The sequence below is a fragment of the Pantoea sp. B566 genome (assembly GCF_024793925.1).
GTDB lineage: Bacteria > Pseudomonadota > Gammaproteobacteria > Enterobacterales > Enterobacteriaceae > Pantoea > Pantoea ananatis.
In genome coordinates this window covers 2,683,909-2,704,642 of the sequence record NZ_JANUQL010000003.1, presented here as the reverse complement: position 1 = coordinate 2,704,642, position 20,734 = coordinate 2,683,909, and the positions used below count along the sequence as shown (strand labels likewise).

Genomic DNA, 20,734 nt, shown 5'->3' with positions numbered 1-20,734 from the left:
GGCGCTGCCCGCCTGCCTGTTACACCAGCTGTGCCGCAATCAGCGGCCAGCGGGTGTCAAAGTCAGCGGTGGGACTAAAGCGGAACTCCGAGCGAACGTAACGCGACAGTAATCCTTCACACAGAGCCAGTAGCTGACTGGCTAATAATGCTTCATCGGTTTGAAAGCCTTCACCCTCTCGCATTTTCCGCTCACGCATCACCTGACGTAGCTGGACTTCAATGCGCTCAAACAGCTGGTTAATGCGCCCTTGTAAACGATCCTGTTCAAACATCAGCGCGTGACCCGTTAAAATACGTGTCAACCCCGGATTACGCTCACCAAACCCCAGAATCAGCTGCACAATAAGACGCAGGCGCGCCATTGTTTCTTTTTCATCTTTAAGAATGAGATTGATGCGGGTAATCAGACTGTCTTCAATAAATTCGATCAGGCTGTCAAACATCCGTGTTTTGCTGGGAAAATGACGATACAGCGCCGCTTCCGAAACACCGACGTTGGCCGCGAGCTTCGCGGTAGTGATTCGTTGGCTGCCATCGCTGGACTCAAGCATCTGCGCCAGCGCCTGCAAAATCTCTTCGCGACGATTCCGCTTTACGACTTTTTTTTCTGCCATGCCCTTAAAAACCCCTGAATTTCACCATAAACAGGCAACACCTACGCATCAGCCACAAGATAAACACCTATGGCGATGAGAAATAAAATGATGAGCGTAAGTGAAAATAGGTAGTGCTGGTTACTGACGACCTGAGTGACCGAAGCCGCCTTCACCGCGCAAGCTGGCATCAAACTCTTCTACCAGATTGAATTCGGCCTGAACGACAGGAACAAAAACCAGCTGGGCCATGCGGTCGCCCGGCTGTAGCGTAAAGCTTTCCTGACCCCGATTCCATACCGATACCATCAGTTGACCCTGATAATCGGCATCAATAAGCCCCACCAGGTTACCCAGTACGATGCCATGTTTATGGCCCAGTCCTGAGCGTGGGAGGATGACAGCAGCAAGGCTCGGATCGGCAATATGGATAGCCAGGCCGGTAGGGATTAATGTTGTAGTCCCGGGGGCGATTTCCATCACGTCATCAATACAGGCACGAAGATCTAACCCAGCGGAACCCGGTGTCGCATAGGTCGGCAATGGAAAATCTTTGCCGACGCGCGCATCCAGAATTTTAACGTCTATTTTTTTCATCATAACGGCTGACAATCTCGTCTATTAAAAGTTGACCAAGGAGTGACTTATCGCTGAGCGGTAAGGTCTTTTCTCCTTCCTGCCAAAAAAGGTGAAGAGCATTGGTGTCGCTATTGAACCCTTGTCCAGCTTTCGACACGTCGTTAGCACAGATCAGGTCCAGCTTTTTACGCGCGCGTTTTTTTCGGGCGTATTCTTCCACATTCTGGGTTTCAGCCGCAAATCCAACCACAAAAGGCCGGCCCTGCGTTAATGCGGCAACGCCCGCGACGATATCGGGATTTTTAATGAGCTGCAGGGTGACATTATCATCGTCATCCTGTTTCTTGATTTTCTCATCCGCAATGTCGGCTGCCCGGTAGTCTGCCACGGCTGCGCTTGCAATGAAAATATGTTGTTTATTTATCTCATCCATCACCGCAGACTGCATCTCCCGTGCCGACGTTACATCCACCCGCTTAACGCCCACGGGCGTTGCTAAGCTAACCGGGCCACTAATCAGTGTGACGCTGGCACCGCGTCTGGAGGCCGCGGCCGCAATGGCAAAACCCATTTTTCCTGAGCTGTGGTTGCTGATATAGCGCACGGGATCGAGGGCTTCACGAGTCGGGCCGGCGGTAATCATAATGTTGAGATGTTGCAGATCGTTGACGGGGCTGGCCCACTGAACCGCATGGTCAACGATAGCCAGTGGGTCGAGCATGCGGCCCGGCCCGACATCGCCGCATGCCTGGCTGCCGCTGTCAGGCCCCCAGATGAATACGCCGCGCGCCTGGAGCGTCGTCAGGTTCGTTTGCGTAATGGCTGCGCGGTACATCTGTTGATTCATCGCCGGCACAATCGCGACAGGCGACGCGGTAGCCAACACTGCGGTTGTCACTAAATCGTTCGCCATACCGGCTGTCACGCGCGCGATTAAATCCGCGGATGCGGGCGCCAGCAGAATCAGATCGGCCCATTTGGCCAGCTCAATATGGCCCATGGCGGCCTCGGCTGCCGGGTCGAGCAGATCGTCCATTACCGGGTAGCCCGATACGGCCTGGAGGCTGAGGGGCGTAATAAACGCTTTTGCTGCATGGGTCATCATCACGCGCACATCGGCACCGCGATCGCGCAGACGGCGCACCAGCTCGGGGGTTTTATAGGCTGCGATGCCACCGCTTACACCTAAAAGCACTTTTTTACCGGCTAATCCCATCATGCAGTTGACCTCGTTTTCAGTTGCCGTACAGCCACGGCGGAATGGGCGAATTTTATCACAAAACCTTGCCGTCACCTGTTCTAAGGCTGCGTTTGCGAGAAGTGCCGAAGAATCACATTTGCTCACTGGTCGCGTGTTAACTGACAGAGGATGATACAGGGGGCGACAGGGAGAGCAGCAATGAATCATTTTCTACCACGGGAAAAACTTAAGCGACTGGGCGCAGATGCATTAAGCGATGCAGAACTGCTGGCCATCTTTTTACGTACGGGTTCAAGAGGCGTACCGGTGATGAAGCTGGCGCAGCAGATGTTGCAAGAGCTGGGGTCGCTTTACAACATCGTGAACGCCAGTGCGGAGGATTTCAAAGGAATCAAAGGGGCGGGGGAAATTAAGCTAATTCAGCTACGTGCCGTTGCTGAGCTGGCTAAACGGTTTTTCGCCAGCCAGTTGGCCCGTGAAAATACCCTCGACAGCCCGCTTGCGACACGCCAGTATCTGCAAACGCTGTTAGCAGAGCAGGAACGTGAGATTTTCGTCGTGATGTTTCTGGATAATCAACACAGGGTGATAACCGCCCGGCAAATGTTCTCAGGCTCGATTAACAGTGTGGAAGTGCATCCGCGCGAAATTGTGCGCGAGGCGCTTAAAATTAACGCCGCAGCGTTAATCATCGCACACAATCATCCGTCAGGAAGAGCCGAGCCGAGTCAGGCTGACCGCGACATTACCGTTAAAATCTGCGAAGCTTGTCGGCTGGTCAATATTCGCGTGCTCGATCATTTAGTGATTGGACGGGGTGAATCGGTCTCATTTACCGAGCGGGGATGGCTCTGAGCCTGAAAATCTGGTCCAGGTGGCGGATTTTTACACGATCATTCGGGATCTTTATCTGTTCGGGACTTGAGCACTTGGGCCGAGCGGCGTATACTACGCCACCTTTGAGAATCTCGGGTTTGGCGGTTAGGCCAGCTTAGCGGGTTCCATGGAACTCGCCTGGCGGGCTGTAAGCCTGACGAGGCGGCCAAAACCTAATTTTTAAAGCTCGAGCTGATTTGATTTTTGGAGAATAGACATGTCACGAGTCTGCCAGGTAACTGGAAAGCGTCCGGTGACCGGTAACAACCGTTCCCACGCAATGAACGCGACGAAACGCCGTTTCCTTCCGAACCTGCACTCACACCGTTTTTGGGTTGAGAGCGAGAAGCGCTTCGTTACTCTGCGTGTATCTGTAAAAGGTATGCGTATTATTGATAAAAAGGGCATTGATACGGTGTTAGCCGACATGCGTGCCCGTGGTGAGAAGTACTAAGAGTACTAAGGAACTGAATCATGGCTAAAGGTATTCGTGAGAAGATCAAGCTGGTTTCCTCTGCTGGTACAGGTCACTTCTATACCACCACGAAGAACAAACGTACTAAACCAGAGAAACTTGAACTGAAAAAGTTCGATCCGGTTGTACGTCAGCATGTGATCTACAAAGAAGCCAAAATTAAGTAATTTTGGTTTTCTGCAAAAAACCCGGCTCAGGCCGGGTTTTTTGTTTGTGTAATGCGCAGGGGAGAGGTTATGCCTGAGTTGCCAGAGGTAGAAACCAGCCGACGCGGCATTGAGCCACATCTGGTTGGTCAGACAATTCTTCACGCAGTCGTGCGCAATGCGCGTTTGCGTTGGCCAGTGTCACAAGAAATCCTGGCGTTAAGCGATCAGCCTGTGCTGAGCGTTCAACGTCGTGCCAAATACCTTTTACTCGAATTGCCGCACGGCTGGATTATTATCCACCTGGGTATGTCAGGCAGTTTACGTGTCCTTTCAGAAGAGTTGCCCGTAGCCAAACACGATCATGTCGACCTGGTCATGAGCAACGGTAAAGTCCTGCGCTATACCGATCCCCGGCGTTTTGGCGCCTGGCTGTGGAGCAGTGACCTGGCCGGCAGTAGCGTACTGGCACACCTCGGCCCAGAGCCGCTGAGTGAAGCCTTCAGTGGTGACTATCTGTTTGAAAAATCCCGCGGAAAGCGAACGGTGATTAAGCAGTGGCTAATGGACAATAAAATTGTCGTTGGCGTGGGTAACATCTATGCGAGTGAGTCACTGTTTACGGCAGGGATCATTCCTGATCGACCCGCAATGAGCCTTTCCCATGAAGATGCGGCGATATTAGCGAATACCATCAAAGCGGTACTGTTGCGCTCAATCGAGCAGGGCGGAACAACATTACGCGACTTTTTACAAAGTGATGGCAAACCGGGCTATTTTGCACAAGAGCTACAGGTTTATGGTCGCGCGGGAGAGCCCTGCAGAGCATGTGGCACACCGATTGTCAGTGGCAAGCATGGGCAACGCAGTACTTACTGGTGCCCCAACTGTCAACACTAAGGCAGTTTTGCCAGCAGAGCCTGGTGGACAGGCGCGGGCAGGAAGGCCGAGACGTCGCCGCCGTGCCGCGCCACTTCTTTTACCAGGGTAGAAGAGATAAAAGAAAAGTTTTCCGATGGCATCAAAAACACACTTTCCAGCGTCGGCAGCAAATGCCGGTTCATACGCGCCAGCTGTGTCTCATATTCAAAATCCGACACGGCACGCAATCCGCGCACCAGAATGTTTGCCTGCTGAGTGCGGGCAAAGTTCGCCATCAGATCGCTGAAACCTGTCACCTCAACGTTCGCCAGATGCGCGGTCGCCTGACGCGCCAGCGCAACTCTTTCATCAAGCGTGAATAAGGGCTTTTTGCTCGGGCTGGCGGCAATGGCTACGACCAGCCGGTCAAACATCTGCGCAGCACGCGTCACAATATCGATGTGGCCTAATGTGATGGGATCGAAGGTGCCTGGATAAATAGCTTTCGTGGTCATGTGCGCCCTTTCGCCGAAGCATGAGTCAGCGCCCATAGCGCTGCATATTTGTTGAAGGTGTACTGGGCATTGACGACCGCCAGCAGCCAACCCTGTTTACCATCAAGAAAGCCGGCACGCAGCAGCAGCGTTTTCGCGAAGGCGCTGAGCGCATGACTGAAGACCGAAAACAGGCTGCAGGTTTTTCCGCGCTGAAATCGTTCCTGTGCCCAGGCCTCCGCATAGGCCAGCTGCTTACGCTGGAAAGCCATCAGGTTACGACAGGTCAGGTGTTGTAAATCGCCTTTGAGGGCCTGCACGGAGGCGCCTTCGGTGTTGAGTGACTCATGCACGCTGTTATCGTTATAGCTTAACGTACGTGGGTAAAGACGCATCACTCGATCAGGGTACCAGCCGCTGTGGCGCATGAATCGCCCCAAAAAAAGATTACTGCGGCTGAAGCTGTAAACGGTGTCGCCTGGCGGGGCCTCGAGCACCCGTTCAATGGCCTGACGTAACTCTGGCGTGACTCGCTCATCGGCGTCGATCATCAAAATCATGTCGCAACTGGCAAAACTCTGCGCCCGCTGGCGCTGTTTGCCGTAGCCCTGCCATTCCGTCGCCTGAAAAACCTGCGCGCCTGCTGCCCGGGCCAGCGCCATCGTGTCGTCTGTGCTGCCAGAATCCAGCACGATAATCTCATCGGCCCAGCTCACTGATGCAAGACAGTCGGGCAGCAGCTCTGCTTCATTTTTGGCAATCATCACGACTGAAAGGCGTTGGCGAGTGGATGTCATTAATGGGCTCGTGGCGGCAGGTGTGGTTCAAGTAACTGCAGCAAACGCTGAAGGGCACCCTGGTTTTGATGCAGCACTTCTACGGCATGGCGTCCGTAGTAGCGACGATAATCATCGTCCTGCAGCAGGTTCGTCACCTCTTTTTCCAGCGATGCGACATCAGTAACGGTAATCAGCCCCTGTGCCTGTTGCAGCTTGCTACAAATATCTTTGAAGTTCCAGGTATGGGGGCCCATAAGCACAGGAATAGCATGAGCGGCGGGTTCGAGCGGGTTATGACCACCGCGCTCAACCAGGCTGCCGCCAACAAAGGCCAGATCGGCAATGCCATACAGCAACATCAGTTCACCCATCGAGTCGCCAATCACAACCTGCGTTGAGCCGGATGGGATTTCACCGCTGCTGCGCAGGGTAAAACTGAAGTTGCGCTTCTGCGTCAGCTCTCGGGCATCGTTAAAACGCTCCGGGTGACGCGGCACCAGAATCAGCAGCAAATCCGGAAAGGTTTGTAATAAGCGACGGTGCGTATCCAGCAGGATAGCTTCTTCACCCTCATGAGTGCTGGTGGCAATCCAGACAGGGCGACGGGGCGCCCATTGCCGGCGTAGCGTTACTGCTCTTGCGGCCAGCTCGGGCGTAACAGAAATATCAAACTTCAGGCTGCCGGTAACCGACAGATGCGAGCGCTTCAGACCGAGTTGCATAAACCGCTCACCGTCCTCGGCGTTTTGTGCGGCGATCAGCGTGATACTTTGTAAGAGATTACGCATGAACTTGCCAAGCTTGCGATAGCCTTTAGCCGATCGTTCCGAAAGTCGGGCATTAGCAATCACCAAGGGAATATGGCGCTGGTGCAGGATACGAATGATGTTAGGCCACAGCTCGGTTTCCATAATGATCACTAAGCGTGGATTGACCGTATCAAGAAAGCGATTGATGGCGTTGGGGAGATCGTAAGGCAAATAAACATGATGCACATCTTTGCCAAAAGCAGATAGCGCACGCTCAGAACCGGTTGGCGTCATGGTTGTGACGGTGATAGGTAGCGTTGGATAGCGATGACGCAGCGCGCGCACCAACGGCACTGCCGCCAGGGTTTCGCCCACGGAAACCGAGTGTAAAACGATGCCTTCAGGCTTCACTTTTCCGGCGCAATAGCCATAACGCTCTGCCCAACGTTTACGGTAGGCAGGAGCTTTACGACCGCGCAGCCACAGGCGCAGCCAAATAAGTGGCTGAATGAGATAAAGCAATGCGGTGTAAATGGTCGTCATAGTTACCGTTATGACACGTTGGCGTCAAAAAAGCAGATTAAAGTCAGAATACAGCATCTTATCAGAAACAGCATAATCACTCATCCCACATCATGCGTGGCGACTCAGGACCTGCTGATAGAGCCTGTTCAGTGAATGTGCCAGGTTTTGCGGCGTGTAAGGTTCAATCCTGCGTCTTGCTGCTTCGCCCATTCTGCCGTCAACGGTTAAAGCAGAAAGGGCATTAATGGCCTGATTGAGTCCTTTTACATCCAGCGCATCACGAACAAACCCTTCCTGACCTTCGCGAATAAATTCAGCGCCGCCACACCCGGTGCTGGTGATCACCGGCAACCCGCAGGCCATGGCTTCCAGCACCACGTTGGGAAAAGGATCGTAAAGGGTGGGCAGAAGCAATCCATCAGCAGCATGGTAATAGGGCTGCACATCCTGCTGTACGCCGACAAAACGAAGCCGCTCACTGCAGTGAAGCTGACTGGCTAACTGCTGATAACGTTTTGCCTGTTTGTCCTGGCCGACCACGATCAGATAGCGGTTACTTTTGGCCAGCGCTTCAATGGCGGTTTTGAGGCCCTTACGTTCAAATCCCGAACCCACATAGATCAGAACAGTCGCGTTAGCGGGCAGATTCAGCTGTGTCCGAACCGCATGGCGGGCGGCCTCTGTCGCAGGTTGAAAGCGCGTTGAATCAATGGCGTTGTGAATGACATGTATTTTGTCAGCCTGCAGTGCGAAGCAGCGCAGGATGTCTTTTTTTACCATCTCAGAATTACATATCACCGCTTTCAGTGCGGGGGAGTTAAACATATCGGCTTCTGCCTGCAGAACATAGCGATGATATGGGCTGAGGCTGGCGCTAAGACGCTGAAGGGGCGAAACAATACGTGCCCGTTGTTCAAGCCAGACACGATGAACGCCATCGCCTGCCCGAAAGATGTCACAACCAGCGATACGCTCATGGCTTTGAACAATATCGAACTTTTCACGTTCCCAGCAGGCCCGCGCCGCGTGGGCAAAACCGCGTTCACGTGAAACCCGTCCCAGTTTCCCTGGATTGCAGATATGCAGGTGCCAGTCCGGGTTGGGCTTTCCTTCCCAGCTTCGGGTGATGATATTGAGATCCAGTTTTTCGCTACCCAGGGCTTCCAGCGCGCGTGAAATAAAGCGTTCGGCCCCGCCATCAGGGCGGTATTTCTGCCGGACAATCGCCAGGCGTAACTTACTCATTTAGATAGCTCCTTGCTGCGGTAACGACGTCCTCAACCGGGATAACGGACAAGTAACGTTGTTCGGTACGAGTATCAATGGAATCCGGAGAAGGAAGGGGGCCATAGTCACCAGCCCAGATGACCCGATTGTTGTCACCCCAGGGGCGCCAGTGCTGCAGTTTTGTCGGGCCGAAAAGCGCAATGCAGGGCGTGTCGAGCGCGGCGGCCATGTGCATCGGGGCTGAGTCAACGCCGATAAAGAGCTGAGCGCGAGCAATAAGTGCAGCCAGTTGTGGCAGAGAGAGTGTGCCTGCCAGCGAGATAACATGCGGAGACTGGCACTGCGCCAGAATCCGCTCAACCATCGCCAGCTCACTATCATCCGGTCCTGCTGTCAGGATGACTTTTCGGTCGGCTTGAGCCAGCTGGTCGATAGTGGCTGCAACCTTGTCTTCCTCCCAGCATTTGAACTGCCAGCGGGAGGTAGGCTGCAGCACGATATAAGGGGGCTTCACCTGCTGCTGAAGCAGCATATTCTGCACTTTTAACGCATCGTCCGGGCTGAAGTGCATCGAGGCTCTGGCACCGTCGGCTGAAATCTGCAGCGGTGACAGAGCGGAAAGGTTCTGTTCAACCGTATGTAAGTGCTCATGATTTTCAGTGGTAACCAAATGATTGTGGCATCCGCGCCAGAAGGCGTTATCACGCTTTTTAAACGCGAATCCAATGCGTACCGGCGCGCCAGACAGTCCGGTGAGAATGGCACTGCGCCACTGATCGGCAAGGTTAATCACCAAATCGTAATGACAGGCTCGCACTGCTGAGACCAGTGCGACTTCATGGCGAAACGTCTGCCAGCCACCTTCCTTTTTCCAGTTTCGATCGATGATGTGCAGATGACGGACAGAAGGATGTGCTTCCAGCATGGGCCGGGTTTCTTTGTAGAGCAGGACATCAATGCTGGCCTGCGGATAATGCTGATGCAAAGCATTGATGACAGGCGTAGTCAGCAGCATGTCGCCGTGATGACGTAGTTTGATTAACAGAATTTTTTTGGGTGCAAACTGGACTGGAATCGGGCTTGTCATACTCAAATGCTCTCAGAATTCAGTGAGCCGATTGTAGGGCAAACCCTTTTGAGGTTAAAGCAAGTGACGCCGCTTATTTCCTGCGCCAGTAATAAATTCGACCCAGCCATAGCAGCAGGTGATACCACTGTTTTACACCGCGCGCATTACGCAGCATACGCGTGTGTGTCTGGGTCGCGAAGATATCGGCAATCATCGCCTGTCGCGCTGATTCGTCCGGTTCGCGTCGGATACTGTGACAGACGCTCAGGGCTTCGTAAGTAATCTGATAGTGAAAGGCCGGATAAATTTTTACCTTATGGCGATAGCGGCTGTTAATTGACTCCAGCATTTGCGCAATTTTCAGATAGTGACGCTGATATTCAACGTTACGCAGGCCGGTCCGCTTGCGGTTGCTGATTGAAGCATCGTGCAGATAGTAGCGATACAGCTGTTTATCGGTATAGCGCGCGCGTTTTACATTCAGCATGAACTCTGTGGTCCACGGAATATCCTGATGGTGCAGGCCGGGTTCAAAATTTAGCTTCAGTTTTTCAATCAGTTCGCGTCGGTAAATACCGAGCCAGACAACATGTTTATAGCGATGAGTCTTCAGCGCCTTGTTAAGCCACTCAGGGCCGCTAAGGACGGATGTGCTTGAGAGTCGTTCAGGCGGTATCAACGGCTGGGTTTCATTGCTAGCCTGGAAAAACCATTCGGCATTGCATTGCGCCACATCGAGATCGTCTGCCTCTGCCATATCGACCAGTGTCTTATACATCTCTGGCTTCATGGTGTCATCAGCGTCTGGAAAGGTTACGTACTTACCGGATGCAACAGCCAGCCCGGCATTGCGTGCACGTGATACACCACCATTAGGTTGGTGAATGACCCGGATATGAGGATGACGTTGTGCGTAGTCATCCGCTCTCTCACCCGAGCCGTCAGTCGATCCATCATCGACAAGGATGATTTCCAGAGATGTCAGCGTCTGAGCCAGTAAAGACTGAATAAATGTCTCAAACATGGCACCAGCGTTAAACATTGGTGTGATTATCGATAGTAAAGGCGAATTTTGTGACACAGCAGCATAACTTCAAGTGAAAAGAGACGGATTTCCGCCGACATTATTACGAATGCCGATAGAACTTTTTGTGCATTTAGGGTCAAACCTTGATAGGTAGCAGAAATTTATTTTTTCGCAACTTTATGGCGTGTGTACGCTCCAGTCCGGTCAGGTACGTATAACCAGGTACAATATGAAAAATATCCTCGTCATAAGGCGCGACAACATTGGTGATATGGTTTGTACCACACCGTTACTGGAAGGCATAAAGACAGCCTTTCCTGAAGCTAAACTGACGCTGTTGGTAAATAAAGTGGCGCAGGATGTGGTGCTGCATAACCCGCATATTGACGCGCTGCATGTCTATAAAAAAGCCAAACATCGCAGTAAGAATGAAAGCGCAGTGGGCGTTTACTGGCACCGTTTAAAAATCTTCTGGGCTTTACGCAAGACGCATTTCGATGCAGCTGTACTGGCTAATCCGGTTCCCTGTAAATACAGCCTTCGCCTCGCGCGTATGGCGGGCGCACAACATATCATTGGCGCAGGTGAAAAAGGCGATGGTCTGACAAAATGTTTCGACAAGGGCGATTTTTCAGGCCAGCATCAGGTTGAACAAACGTTTAGTTATCTCACCGCATTGACGTCGTTACGTCTTGTCGTTCCTGATGTGCGAATTTATTTAACGAATACAGAAAAAAAAGAAGCAGAACAACGTATCAAGGTTTTTTTTCCTCGGGGACAAAGTTTTTATGGCATTCACATTAGTAGTCGTTCGGCCAAGCGTCGCTGGTCGTTGGAAAGCTATGCGCAATTGATCGAAAAATTGTTAGATGAATCGGATGCACACATTTTAATTTTTTGGTCACCTCAGGGAACGCTGGATCCCAACGATCCTGGCGATCAGGCTCGCGTAGAGGCATTGTTAACTAAAGTAAATTCAGAACGCGTTGCTGCATATCCAACAGCAACGATTCGTGAACTTATGGCAGGCTTTAACTGTTGTAAACAAATACTGTGCAGTGATGGTGGACAAATGCACATCGCAGCAGCACTGCATAAAAAGCAGGTGGTGTTTTTCGGCGATACGGATGCTGCACTTTGGCACCCATGGTCAGGAAAACATGAAATTCTTCAGACTGACTCTGGGGAGAGCACGGATATCAGTGTCGACCAGGCCTGGCTGGCCTGGCAACGACTTGAGTCCATCTAACGAAAAACGGCTGGATAACATGTTTTGTCCAGCTCAGGATTTAAACCCCTCAGGGTGACTTAATTGCCAGCGCCAGGCATCTTTTACCATATCGTCCAGATTGCGCCTTGCCTGCCAGCCAAGCTGTTGTTTTGCCAGGGAAGGATCTGACCAACACTCACCAATATCGCCGTCTCGTCTGGAAACAATCTCATGTGGTACTGGTCGCCCGATAACCTTTTCAAACGCACGCAGGATATCCTGAACAGAATAGCCGATACCGGTGCCGAGATTGTATATGCTTACACCTTGTCGGCAGTTAACCGCATCGAGTGCTTTGAGGTGGCCTTCAGCAACATCCATTACGTGAATATAGTCCCGGACTCCGGTTCCGTCTTTGGTGGGGTAATCATTGCCGTAGATCAATAATTTTTCCAGCTTACCGACGGCGACCTGCGTAAGATAAGGTACGAGATTTGCCGGAACACCATTGGGATTTTCGCCGATCATACCGGATGGATGTGCCCCCACCGGATTAAAATAACGCAAAATAATCACAGAGAAATCGGGACAGGCTCGCGAGTAATCCTGCAATATCTGTTCAATCATTAATTTAGTTGTGCCATACGGATTAGTCGTGCCACCGATGCGTGCATCCTCTCGCAAAGGTATACATTCTGGTTGGCCGTAAACGGTGGCAGATGAGCTGAATATTAAATTATTGACGCCCGCCCGGCGCATTTCCGCCACAAGAACCATCGTGCTTTTTAAATTATTGTCGTAGTATTCCAGCGGTTTACACACCGACTCACCAACGGACTTTAGCGCGGCAAAGTGAATAACCGATGAGATAGCATGACGAGAAAAAATGGCTCTGACCTGATCTACATCGCGTACATCGGCTTGATAAAAAGCCAGCGATTTACCACTAAGGGCTTCCACACGATTAATTGACTCTGAAGATGCATTGCAAAGATTGTCTATGACGACAACTTCGTGACCTGCCTCCAGAAGGGTCAGCACAGTATGTGAACCGATATAACCGGCGCCGCCGGTAACCAGGATAGCCATATCGTTCCTTGTTATTTCGAGTCGCTATTTTTATCGGCCATCAGGCTGAGATAACGTTCGATGATAAGATTGATGTCAAATTTAGCATACATTGCAGGCGTAATGTCAGGCGGAGACTGCCAGCCATGGCGGATTTTAGTGGCTAATGAAGAGGCATCAAGTGCAGACTGATAGCTGGCCAGTTCACCCACCATGATTTCTTTCACCCCTCCAGGGCAAGCGGTGCTGACAACAGGTGTCTCACAAACCAGTGATTCGATCAATACTGTAGGCAAGCCCTCACTGTCCGAACTCAACACAAATAAACGCGCATCTTTTAGTACGGGTATAGGATTGGACATAAACCCGCCCAACACCACCTTATCCTGCAGGTTAAGTCTGACAATAAGCGCGTTAAGTTGTTCCGTAACCGACTTCTCTCCCTGACCGAGGATAATGAGTTTGGTGGGAATGTCAGCCATAGCAAATGCTTCAAGAAGACGGTCCTGTCGCTTAACCTGATGAAGACGGCCAATATGCAGAATGTAGTTTTCACCTGCAAAGGGATTGTGTCCCATCGAACGTTGTTTGATTTTATCAAAATCAAAAGGGTTATAAATGGTCAACCTCTTGGCAGGCCTGACGCCCACATTATTGATCATGTCCTCCCCTACGGCTTCAGAAACCGTCACAATATTGCGTTGGTGATAGGTGCGTTGAATTTTGTATTTTTTTAAATAACGAGAAAACGCATTTTTATTACCAAGGTACGAACGGGAAAAAATACCATGGATACAGTGCCAGACATTACATTCCTGTAACAGGCGAGACCTGACAACAATACGATCGGTTTTATGCAAGCTTGAAATGACAAGCGCGGGTGGCCCTTTTTCAGCAAAAAGTAGTTCAAGCCTGTCATCAAGCTGGCGTGCCCGGCGTGAGAGTTCAGTTAACTTGCGAAGCGGACCTGTACCATTATCGTGACACACTCGGTAGTCAATATTGCCGGGAATGGTGTAGTCTAGTTTCTTACTAAGCGATATCAGTGTGACCGGATAACCGCGATGCGCGATGCCCTCAGCCAGGGTTAACGTCACGTTTTCAGCGCCACCACCCGGTAAGCCATCAATGATAAAAAGAATATGTCTTGTCATGATAATGCCTGCCCGAGTCCTAAAATTGTTATCAAAATCTTAATCTAGTATCTATGTCATTGCTATGATTAAAGTTTTTATAATTCATGGTAACTAAATGAATTTGCGCAGATGAGGTCTGGTGCGTAACATAGCTATTCATTTTTTTGGGATTAAAGCCATTATGTCAAGACTTGCATTTCTCATTACTATCGATACTGAAGGCGATAATCTTTGGGAGAATCATGACAGCATCACTACACGAAATGCGATTTTCCTGCCGCGATTTCAGTCTTTATGCGAGAAATATGGCTTTAAACCTACCTGGTTGACTAACTATGAAATGGCCGTCGATCCTGTCTACGTTGAATTTGCAAAGGATGTTATTGCGCGTGGCCAGGGTGAAGTTGGGATGCATCTCCATGCGTGGAATAGTCCACCTCTGCATGACCTCACCGGCGACGACTGGCGGCATAAGCCATACTTAATCGAATATCCTCATGCAGTCATCAGGGAGAAAGTTAAGTACATGACTCAGCTTCTTGAGGATACCTTTCAAACTAAAATGCTCAGCCATCGCGCCGGGCGCTGGGCATTTAACGAATATTATGCCAGTTTGTTGACGGAATTCGGTTATCAGGTTGATTGCTCAGTAACACCTCGTGTTAACTGGAGCAGCTCGGTGGGCAACCCAGCCGGGAAGGGGGGAAGTGACTACGTTAACTTTCCACGTCGTGCTTATCTTATTGATCCTGATGACATTGCTAAAAGTGGCCAATCGACATTGCTCGAGGTTCCTATGAGCATTCAATATAAATATTCGCCTGTTATCAACAGCATCAAAATGGGCGTGAAAAAGCTGCGTGGCAAGCATCCTGTTTCATCCGTGAACTGGTTAAGGCCAGTAGGTGGCAATCTCGAACAGATGAAAAAAGTCGTCAATCAGTCTATCGCCGAAGGCGCAGACTATGTTGAGTTTATGCTCCATTCTTCAGAGTTCATGCCAGGGGGGAGCCCCACGTTCAAAAATGAAAAAGATATTGAACAACTTTATGCTGATTTAGAGCAATTATTTAGCTGGCTACAGCATCAAACGACAGGTATGACCTTGGCGGATTATTATGCAACGTTTAAGGGTGAATAATGCGTAAGCGCTGGAAATTTGAATTAATAAATCTTTATTTACGCACAGTTACCCGACGTAACGGCATGGTAGGCTCCAGAGCTGAATTTTTATCAGATAATCAACCAAACGACTTCAAAAATATTGTCATTTATTCTACGACAGCGCTGGGAGATTTCATGATGAATACACCAGCGATAGGAGCCCTGCGGCAACGTTTTCCCGATGCCTGGATCACACTTGTAGCACATCCTAAATTTCGTGATTTTTTAACGGGTGGAAACGACTGGGATGACGTCGTCTACTGGAATAGCAAAGTTAAACAGGTGCCTGCCCTTGTAAAAGCGCTTCAGAAAAAGGGCCGTCCAGAATTGGCCGTGATTCTTCATTCACATGCGCCCTATGACTATACGAGTGCTGTTTTAGCTGGTGCCAGTTATATCTTCCGCGATAACTATCATGATGATGAATCTCTAATTGATCGCTGGTTGACTAACTATACCGTGGGTTATAAAGGGCATCTTATACAGCGCAAACTGGAGCTTATTGCGCCACTGGGGTGTGATACTTCAGCCGTTGAAATGCGGTTGCCTCATTTGCCGCCAAAATGTTTCACGACACGAGAGAGAAAAAAATTAGGCTTTCAGTTAGGTGCATCTTCCCCTGAACGTTGCTGGCCCATCGACTCTTTCGCCGCTGTGGCTAAACGCGCACTCTCCCATAATGAAGATCTTGATATTGTTTTAATCGGTGGTCCGGGAGAAGTGGTTTTAGGACAGCAGTTTATGGCACAACTGAGCCCTCAATTGCATCATCGTGTGGTCAATACGATTGGTAAAACTTCACTGCCACAACTTGTTGAAACAATAAATCAGTTTGATGCTTTACTGACAGGCGATACTGGACCTTTTCACGTCGCGATCGCACTGAAAGTACCAACGCTCAGTCTGTTTGCGACGGCTCAGCCTGTGTTTAGTGGGCCTTATCAAGATCTGAATATCCACCATGCCATCCTGGGCGTCCAGTCTGCCCTGAAGGCCGAAACATTAGGTGATGGTGCGATGAAATCCATTTCTGTAGATCAGGTTATAGATACATTTGAAGATTATTTCGATGTCTTAAAGCCTTTATGACAACATCGAACGCAATAAATAGTAGGGAATAATGTTATGAAGGTGATTCATATTATCAACCTGGATAAAATGGGTGGGGCTGAAAAAATCTTTTTGCAATTTATTAGCGAGAGCAATTTACAAAATAAAATATTTTGCATAAGTAACAATGTAGACCCGAGCATCAAGCAATCTTTGGTCGGTCATGACATTCAATTTGTAAATAAGATTTTCCCTTTTGCTAAAATAAAATTCCCTCCTTTTTTAAGACCAGTTGTCCTTAAAAAACGAATTGAAAGAGAAGGAGCGGATGTGTTGGTGGTATGGGATCTTATACCTCGCTTATCAGGTAAGCCGCGTGACGTTAAAACCGTTTATTATGACCATGGTTCGTCATGGGTATTCGATAATAATCAACGCACGCGTGAATTTATAAATTACATTGATGCCGCTATTGCTCCCAGCAAAGCATCGAAAGCGATGATGCAGATGCGATTATCGATAAGTGTGCCTGTAAAAATTATTCCCAATACATTACCTGTCCCTAAAGCCAATATGAGGCTCAAAACACCTCCGTCAAAGCATGAGTTAATTCTGGGGACTGCTTCGCGACTGGCTGGTGTAAAAGGGATTGCTGTCTCTGTGCTTATGGTGGCTGAGCTACTCAAACGCGATATCAATGCCCGTCTTTTGATTGCCGGAAAAGGGCCAGAAGAAACGCACTTGAGAGCTTTGGTCAAAGAAAGAGGACTAGAAAAACATGTCAGCTTCCTTGGTTATCAGGAGGATTTAGGTGATTTTTATGATTCTATTCACCTCTATATGAGTCTGTCTGTTGCAGAAAGTTTTGGTTTGTCCTGTCTTGATGCACAGTTGCATAAAGTCCCCTGTATTTATTCTGTCGTTGACGGACAACCAGAAGTGAATATACATGAGGTAACCGGAATAGGTATCAAACCGACGCTGAGCATACAAGACTATATTAGCCAGACAGGCTACCCTGCTGATGTTGAAAGAAAGTTTGTATATGATCCTGTAAATAACAAAATTAACAAACCCATGATCGTTTCTTATCTTGATGGTGCAGATGCAATTGAAGGAATATTACAAAAAGGAAACTATTTGCGTTTTCTGGAGGGGATTGAGCAAAGGAATATGATCCTGTCTGACAGAAACGATATGATTAAGAACATCGAAGATTTTCTTACCCAGGTAAAAATGAAATGACGATAAAATTTAAAGTGCCAGCAATAGTACTCGCACTAAGTTGTGTATCTTTTTCAACTGCATTGAATGCGTCAACAGTCTGTCGCAATGCACTTTTTATAGCATTCATAATATCATTTTTTGATATTTTTTTGAACAGACGGAATTTAAAGACAGATAGCGTCTTTTATTTTTCGCTGACGAGTGCCTTCCTCGCTTTAGGACTTATCTTGCATGCTAAGTTTTTCCATTCAATTGTAATGTTTTCAGTTGATGAAAACTATTATTACGTAGCGATTCGCATATTGATGGCGAGCGTTATCATTTACTACCTTGCGCAACAGAAAGAATATATCTCAAAGAATGGTTTTTTGTTTTCCAAGATTTTGATTCTTGTAGGTTTTTTATATGTTTCCGTGCAAGGGATTCTCATTCATTACCAAAACCCGGGTGTCCGACTGGAAATCAAAACTGTTGCGACTACTGTAGCCTATGTCTATGCTATTCAGGCTTTTGCGGCTATATATGTTACTTCGACTTTAAAAACAAAGTTTTCATTTTTATTGAATGTCTTAGTCATTCTTCTTGGGTTTTATGTGCTGTTACTTACTGAGACGCGGTCTGTTATACTAACCTACCCAATATTGGTTTTTGTTTTTTTGGCTCAGTCAAAACTTATTAACAGGAACATTATCTTACTGATGGTTGCAATCATTGCGATCACTTTTTTTATTAATCATAAGCCGTTTTACAATGCTTTCGAAAGAATTGTCTCTACATCAAGTGAGATTAAAGATTATAATGCCAATAATGGAAATACTTCTCTTGGTGCGAGATTTAGTTTATGGAAAGCAGGACTGTATGCTTTTGCAAAACACCCAATGGGTCAAAGTGCAGATCAGCGTTATATTGAGATTAAAAATTATATTGATCAATATGAACATAAAAATCCTGAAGCATTACGTGCAATAGATTTTCATATGCATAATGAATTCATTGATAGCCTTAGCTTAAGGGGTATTTGGGGCGCTTTGCTACTGGCATCATTCTTTTTTTCACTGGCCTATATTTTCATAAAAAATAATGAAAGTATTGCCGGCGTCATTTTGCTCTTAACGCCTAATTTTATTTATGGCCTGACTGACACTTTATTTATTGATTTACGCTGTGCAATAGTGCTTATGCTGGGGGTACCTGTCTATCTGTTAATTAAAAGACAGGCATAGAAGACAAAACGAGCAGATTGACTCTGCTCGTTTTTTATTTGTCGAGTAACGGACCGAGCGCGTTTGACACCTTCTCTGGAGTAATACTGTTAAGATTGTTATCAGTGGATTTGAGTACGAACTGATTTTGCCCATAACCCCCAATCAAACCCGGATCGGTGGGGCCATATAACGTGATATTGGGCCTGTCTAGTGCGGCGGTCAGATGGCTCAGCCCTGTATCTACCGACACTACGGCATCTGCGCCTGCCAACTGCTGTGCTACGGCTTCAAGAGAAAGCTTAGGCAAGACTTCTACGTGCTCAAAACCTTCAGCCAGACGCAGCGCACGCTGATGTTCATGTTCAGCGCCCCACGGCAGCTTTACACGCAAGCCCGCTGGCCGGACACGTTCAATCAACTCTCGCCAGTGAGCTTCTGGCCAGTGCTTGTTATCACGGGTAGTGGCATGAAGAAATACCAGATAAGGGCTCTCATGCTGTGATAAGGGCTTCAGAAAATGGCCGGCAATTGCATAATCCCCCTGAGACGGGGGTTTATCGTAACCCAGACTTTTAGCAAACAGCTCACGCGTCCTCTCGACTGCATGTTGTTGCTTGCTGATCTCGTGCTTTTTGTCATACCACCAACTGGCGAAAGGTTCTCTCGCACTACGATTGTCCAGGCCGTGCTTAACGCCTTTAGCCAGACGAGTCACAAGCGCGGCGCTCTTAATCAGCCCCTGAGCGTCGATCACGATGTCGTAGTCACGAGACTGAAGCTCACGCTTGAAACGCACGCGCTCTTCACGCTGCAGGCTGCCAAACCAGTGTTTGCGCCAGCGTCGAATGGCGACAGGCAGAACCTTATCCACTGCCGGATGCCAGGTCGGGATTTGTGCAAAATTTTCTTCCACCACCCAGTCAAAGCGTATTCCGGGCAGGGCATGCATGGCATCGGTGAGTGCTGGCAGCGTATGCAGGACGTCTCCCATGGAGGAGGTTTTGACGATCAGGACGTGCATGTCCCCTCCTGGACTTCGCGCAACAACGTGCTCAATGTTTCATGAACCTGTGCGGGCTGAATATCGATAAGACTTTGGTGATAGCCCTGCCCGGCATCGCCTTTGCGTACACGATGATAGCCGCTAATTAAACGGAGAATACGTGCCCGGTCAGACAGAGGCGGCGTAAAGTCAGGGCTGCTGGGACCATATAAGGCGACAAGCGGTCGGTTTAACGCTGCGGCAATATGCATCAGGCCCGAATCATTACTGACCACTGCGTGGCACTGAGCCAGCAGAATAACAGCCTGTTCCAGCTGCGTTTCGCCAGCCAGATTGCGGCAATGTGCACGGCTCGCTTCCGGTAGCGAAGACAGGATTTCTTCACCGGTGGAATGATCTTTAGCCGAGCCAAACAGCAGAATTTGATAACCCTCACTGATTAACTGCTGGGCAAGCGTCGCATAGTGAAAATGCGGCCAGCGTTTTGCCGGCCCAAACTCTGCACCGGGACAAAAACCAATCGTCGGCCGCTCGGGAGTCAGCTGAAACTGCGCGGACGTCTCACTTTTTTCCTGTTCACTGACCTGTAGCTGAGGCGTTAGCAGGGGTTGTGGCAGTTCCCGCGCTGAGCGGACTGGCAAGTCATAAGCCAGAGCCACATAGCGCTCAACCATCAGCGGAAACGCGGCTTTATCCAGTACCCGACAATCGTTTAACAGGCCGTAACGCATTTCTCCGCGCCAGCCAATACGGCGCTTGATCCCGGCAAAAAAGGGAACCAGCGCTGATTTAAAAGAATTGGGTAAAACATAAGCGCGATCGTAATGGCTGGCCTGGAGCGATTTGCCCAGCCGACGGCGCTCGCCAAGCGCTAACGCGCCATGACCCAGCGGCATCGCCAGCGCCTGATTCACTTCAGGCATCCGTGAAAGTAAAGGACGGCACCACGCAGGTGCCATCACATCAATCACTGCGTCAGGATGTTCGGCCTTGAGGGTACGATAGAGACTTTGCGACATCATCATATCGCCGACCCACGACGGGCCGATCACCAGAATTTTCATTACC

General features: G+C 49.3%; 22 protein-coding genes. 9 read left to right on the top strand and 13 right to left on the bottom strand.

Translation table 11 applies throughout. The features are described from left to right. Positions 1 to 19: 19 nt before the first annotated feature. From slmA to coaBC, 3 genes are all read right to left on the bottom strand, one after another. On the bottom strand, positions 20 to 616 hold the full coding sequence (slmA, locus tag NYE92_RS14400; protein WP_013027741.1) for a nucleoid occlusion factor SlmA: 597 nt from the start codon (positions 614 to 616) through the stop codon (positions 20 to 22). Between the two features lie 120 nt (positions 617 to 736). Continuing rightward, a complete protein-coding gene (dut, locus tag NYE92_RS14395) occupies positions 737 to 1,195 on the bottom strand; it encodes a dUTP diphosphatase (protein ID WP_014333008.1) in 459 nt (152 codons plus the stop codon). Next, positions 1,173 to 2,393 carry a bifunctional phosphopantothenoylcysteine decarboxylase/phosphopantothenate--cysteine ligase CoaBC gene (gene coaBC / locus NYE92_RS14390; protein WP_014333009.1) on the bottom strand — a complete coding sequence of 407 codons (1,221 nt, stop codon included), beginning with the start codon at positions 2,391 to 2,393 and terminating at the stop codon, positions 1,173 to 1,175. Before coaBC ends, dut begins: the two co-directional genes overlap by 23 nt. Before the next feature lie 180 nt (positions 2,394 to 2,573). Between coaBC and radC the strand changes: the two genes are divergently transcribed. From radC to mutM, 4 genes are all read left to right on the top strand, one after another. Then, on the top strand, positions 2,574 to 3,230 hold the full coding sequence (gene radC, locus NYE92_RS14385) for a RadC family protein (protein WP_033774669.1): 657 nt from the start codon (positions 2,574 to 2,576) through the stop codon (positions 3,228 to 3,230). A gap of 238 nt (positions 3,231 to 3,468) precedes the next feature. Further along, complete coding sequence (rpmB, locus tag NYE92_RS14380; protein WP_006121249.1) at positions 3,469 to 3,705, top strand: 50S ribosomal protein L28; 237 nt, start codon at positions 3,469 to 3,471, stop codon at positions 3,703 to 3,705. A gap of 20 nt (positions 3,706 to 3,725) precedes the next feature. Next, entirely contained in the window at positions 3,726 to 3,893 is a 168-nt protein-coding gene (gene rpmG, locus NYE92_RS14375) for a 50S ribosomal protein L33 (RefSeq protein WP_001051798.1), read from the top strand. A gap of 69 nt (positions 3,894 to 3,962) precedes the next feature. Further along, entirely contained in the window at positions 3,963 to 4,772 is an 810-nt protein-coding gene (mutM, locus tag NYE92_RS14370; RefSeq protein ID WP_089517728.1) for a bifunctional DNA-formamidopyrimidine glycosylase/DNA-(apurinic or apyrimidinic site) lyase, read from the top strand. Here mutM and coaD read toward each other — a convergent pair. The 6 genes from coaD to NYE92_RS14340 form a co-directional block, all read right to left on the bottom strand. Beyond that, the gene (gene coaD, locus NYE92_RS14365) at positions 4,769 to 5,248 is read right to left on the bottom strand and encodes a pantetheine-phosphate adenylyltransferase (protein ID WP_014604743.1); all 480 of its coding nucleotides are present in this window, start codon (positions 5,246 to 5,248) and stop codon (positions 4,769 to 4,771) included. The two genes, mutM and coaD, sit on opposite strands and share 4 nt — an antisense overlap. Further along, complete coding sequence (locus NYE92_RS14360) at positions 5,245 to 6,024, bottom strand: glycosyltransferase family 2 protein (RefSeq protein WP_105088035.1); 780 nt, start codon at positions 6,022 to 6,024, stop codon at positions 5,245 to 5,247. The genes coaD and NYE92_RS14360 overlap by 4 nt, the downstream gene beginning before the upstream one ends. Then, positions 6,024 to 7,298 (bottom strand): lipid IV(A) 3-deoxy-D-manno-octulosonic acid transferase, encoded by a 1,275-nt coding sequence (gene waaA, locus NYE92_RS14355; protein WP_029569283.1) that lies wholly within the window; start codon positions 7,296 to 7,298, stop codon positions 6,024 to 6,026. The genes NYE92_RS14360 and waaA overlap by 1 nt, the downstream gene beginning before the upstream one ends. Positions 7,299 to 7,388: 90 nt before the next feature. After that, positions 7,389 to 8,525, bottom strand: a complete 1,137-nt coding sequence (locus NYE92_RS14350; protein ID WP_029569282.1) for a glycosyltransferase family 4 protein — start codon at positions 8,523 to 8,525, stop codon at positions 7,389 to 7,391. Next, a complete protein-coding gene (gene rfaQ / locus NYE92_RS14345) occupies positions 8,518 to 9,594 on the bottom strand; it encodes a putative lipopolysaccharide heptosyltransferase III (protein WP_259019096.1) in 1,077 nt (358 codons plus the stop codon). The genes NYE92_RS14350 and rfaQ overlap by 8 nt, the downstream gene beginning before the upstream one ends. Before the next feature lie 73 nt (positions 9,595 to 9,667). Then, positions 9,668 to 10,657 (bottom strand): glycosyltransferase, encoded by a 990-nt coding sequence (locus NYE92_RS14340; RefSeq protein WP_110015649.1) that lies wholly within the window; start codon positions 10,655 to 10,657, stop codon positions 9,668 to 9,670. A 175-nt stretch (positions 10,658 to 10,832) separates the two neighbouring features. Between NYE92_RS14340 and NYE92_RS14335 the strand changes: the two genes are divergently transcribed. Then, positions 10,833 to 11,852 (top strand): glycosyltransferase family 9 protein, encoded by a 1,020-nt coding sequence (locus tag NYE92_RS14335; protein ID WP_029569279.1) that lies wholly within the window; start codon positions 10,833 to 10,835, stop codon positions 11,850 to 11,852. Between the two features lie 33 nt (positions 11,853 to 11,885). Here NYE92_RS14335 and galE read toward each other — a convergent pair whose 3' ends face one another. Further along, positions 11,886 to 12,902 (bottom strand): UDP-glucose 4-epimerase GalE, encoded by a 1,017-nt coding sequence (galE, locus tag NYE92_RS14330; protein ID WP_014604748.1) that lies wholly within the window; start codon positions 12,900 to 12,902, stop codon positions 11,886 to 11,888. Positions 12,903 to 12,913: 11 nt separating this feature from the next. Further along, complete coding sequence (locus tag NYE92_RS14325; RefSeq protein WP_014604749.1) at positions 12,914 to 14,035, bottom strand: glycosyltransferase; 1,122 nt, start codon at positions 14,033 to 14,035, stop codon at positions 12,914 to 12,916. A 163-nt stretch (positions 14,036 to 14,198) separates the two neighbouring features. On the opposite strand from NYE92_RS14325, the gene NYE92_RS14320 reads away from it, so the two are divergent. From NYE92_RS14320 to NYE92_RS14305, 4 genes are read left to right on the top strand one after another with little or no spacing between them, the layout of a single operon-like run. Further along, the gene (locus tag NYE92_RS14320) at positions 14,199 to 15,158 is read left to right on the top strand and encodes a polysaccharide deacetylase family protein (protein ID WP_029569278.1); all 960 of its coding nucleotides are present in this window, start codon (positions 14,199 to 14,201) and stop codon (positions 15,156 to 15,158) included. After that, complete coding sequence (locus NYE92_RS14315; RefSeq protein WP_014604751.1) at positions 15,158 to 16,270, top strand: glycosyltransferase family 9 protein; 1,113 nt, start codon at positions 15,158 to 15,160, stop codon at positions 16,268 to 16,270. Before NYE92_RS14320 ends, NYE92_RS14315 begins: the two co-directional genes overlap by 1 nt. A 36-nt stretch (positions 16,271 to 16,306) precedes the next feature. After that, positions 16,307 to 17,476, top strand: coding sequence for a glycosyltransferase (locus NYE92_RS14310; protein ID WP_029569277.1), 1,170 nt, complete (start codon positions 16,307 to 16,309; stop codon positions 17,474 to 17,476). Beyond that, positions 17,473 to 18,681 (top strand): O-antigen ligase, encoded by a 1,209-nt coding sequence (locus NYE92_RS14305; RefSeq protein ID WP_029569276.1) that lies wholly within the window; start codon positions 17,473 to 17,475, stop codon positions 18,679 to 18,681. Before NYE92_RS14310 ends, NYE92_RS14305 begins: the two co-directional genes overlap by 4 nt. 34 nt (positions 18,682 to 18,715) lie before the next feature. Here the strand turns inward: NYE92_RS14305 and rfaC are convergent, their stop codons facing one another. Beyond that, complete coding sequence (gene rfaC / locus NYE92_RS14300; RefSeq protein ID WP_078829335.1) at positions 18,716 to 19,684, bottom strand: lipopolysaccharide heptosyltransferase RfaC; 969 nt, start codon at positions 19,682 to 19,684, stop codon at positions 18,716 to 18,718. Continuing rightward, entirely contained in the window at positions 19,672 to 20,730 is a 1,059-nt protein-coding gene (gene rfaF / locus NYE92_RS14295; protein WP_014594896.1) for an ADP-heptose--LPS heptosyltransferase RfaF, read from the bottom strand. Before rfaF ends, rfaC begins: the two co-directional genes overlap by 13 nt. Between the last annotated feature and the right edge of the window lie 4 nt (positions 20,731 to 20,734).

Coding starts and splice junctions, on each gene's coding strand:
- slmA (WP_013027741.1), bottom strand. CDS start 616: ATGGCAGAAAAAAAAGTCGTAAAGCGGAATCGTCGCGAAGAGATTTTG.
- dut (WP_014333008.1), bottom strand. CDS start 1,195: ATGATGAAAAAAATAGACGTTAAAATTCTGGATGCGCGCGTCGGCAAA.
- coaBC (WP_014333009.1), bottom strand. CDS start 2,393: ATGATGGGATTAGCCGGTAAAAAAGTGCTTTTAGGTGTAAGCGGTGGC.
- radC (WP_033774669.1), top strand. CDS start 2,574: ATGAATCATTTTCTACCACGGGAAAAACTTAAGCGACTGGGCGCAGAT.
- rpmB (WP_006121249.1), top strand. CDS start 3,469: ATGTCACGAGTCTGCCAGGTAACTGGAAAGCGTCCGGTGACCGGTAAC.
- rpmG (WP_001051798.1), top strand. CDS start 3,726: ATGGCTAAAGGTATTCGTGAGAAGATCAAGCTGGTTTCCTCTGCTGGT.
- mutM (WP_089517728.1), top strand. CDS start 3,963: ATGCCTGAGTTGCCAGAGGTAGAAACCAGCCGACGCGGCATTGAGCCA.
- coaD (WP_014604743.1), bottom strand. CDS start 5,248: ATGACCACGAAAGCTATTTATCCAGGCACCTTCGATCCCATCACATTA.
- NYE92_RS14360 (WP_105088035.1), bottom strand. CDS start 6,024: ATGACATCCACTCGCCAACGCCTTTCAGTCGTGATGATTGCCAAAAAT.
- waaA (WP_029569283.1), bottom strand. CDS start 7,298: ATGACGACCATTTACACCGCATTGCTTTATCTCATTCAGCCACTTATT.
- NYE92_RS14350 (WP_029569282.1), bottom strand. CDS start 8,525: ATGAGTAAGTTACGCCTGGCGATTGTCCGGCAGAAATACCGCCCTGAT.
- rfaQ (WP_259019096.1), bottom strand. CDS start 9,594: ATGACAAGCCCGATTCCAGTCCAGTTTGCACCCAAAAAAATTCTGTTA.
- NYE92_RS14335 (WP_029569279.1), top strand. CDS start 10,833: ATGAAAAATATCCTCGTCATAAGGCGCGACAACATTGGTGATATGGTT.
- galE (WP_014604748.1), bottom strand. CDS start 12,902: ATGGCTATCCTGGTTACCGGCGGCGCCGGTTATATCGGTTCACATACT.
- NYE92_RS14325 (WP_014604749.1), bottom strand. CDS start 14,035: ATGACAAGACATATTCTTTTTATCATTGATGGCTTACCGGGTGGTGGC.
- NYE92_RS14320 (WP_029569278.1), top strand. CDS start 14,199: ATGTCAAGACTTGCATTTCTCATTACTATCGATACTGAAGGCGATAAT.
- NYE92_RS14315 (WP_014604751.1), top strand. CDS start 15,158: ATGCGTAAGCGCTGGAAATTTGAATTAATAAATCTTTATTTACGCACA.
- NYE92_RS14310 (WP_029569277.1), top strand. CDS start 16,307: ATGAAGGTGATTCATATTATCAACCTGGATAAAATGGGTGGGGCTGAA.
- NYE92_RS14305 (WP_029569276.1), top strand. CDS start 17,473: ATGACGATAAAATTTAAAGTGCCAGCAATAGTACTCGCACTAAGTTGT.
- rfaC (WP_078829335.1), bottom strand. CDS start 19,684: ATGCACGTCCTGATCGTCAAAACCTCCTCCATGGGAGACGTCCTGCAT.
- rfaF (WP_014594896.1), bottom strand. CDS start 20,730: ATGAAAATTCTGGTGATCGGCCCGTCGTGGGTCGGCGATATGATGATG.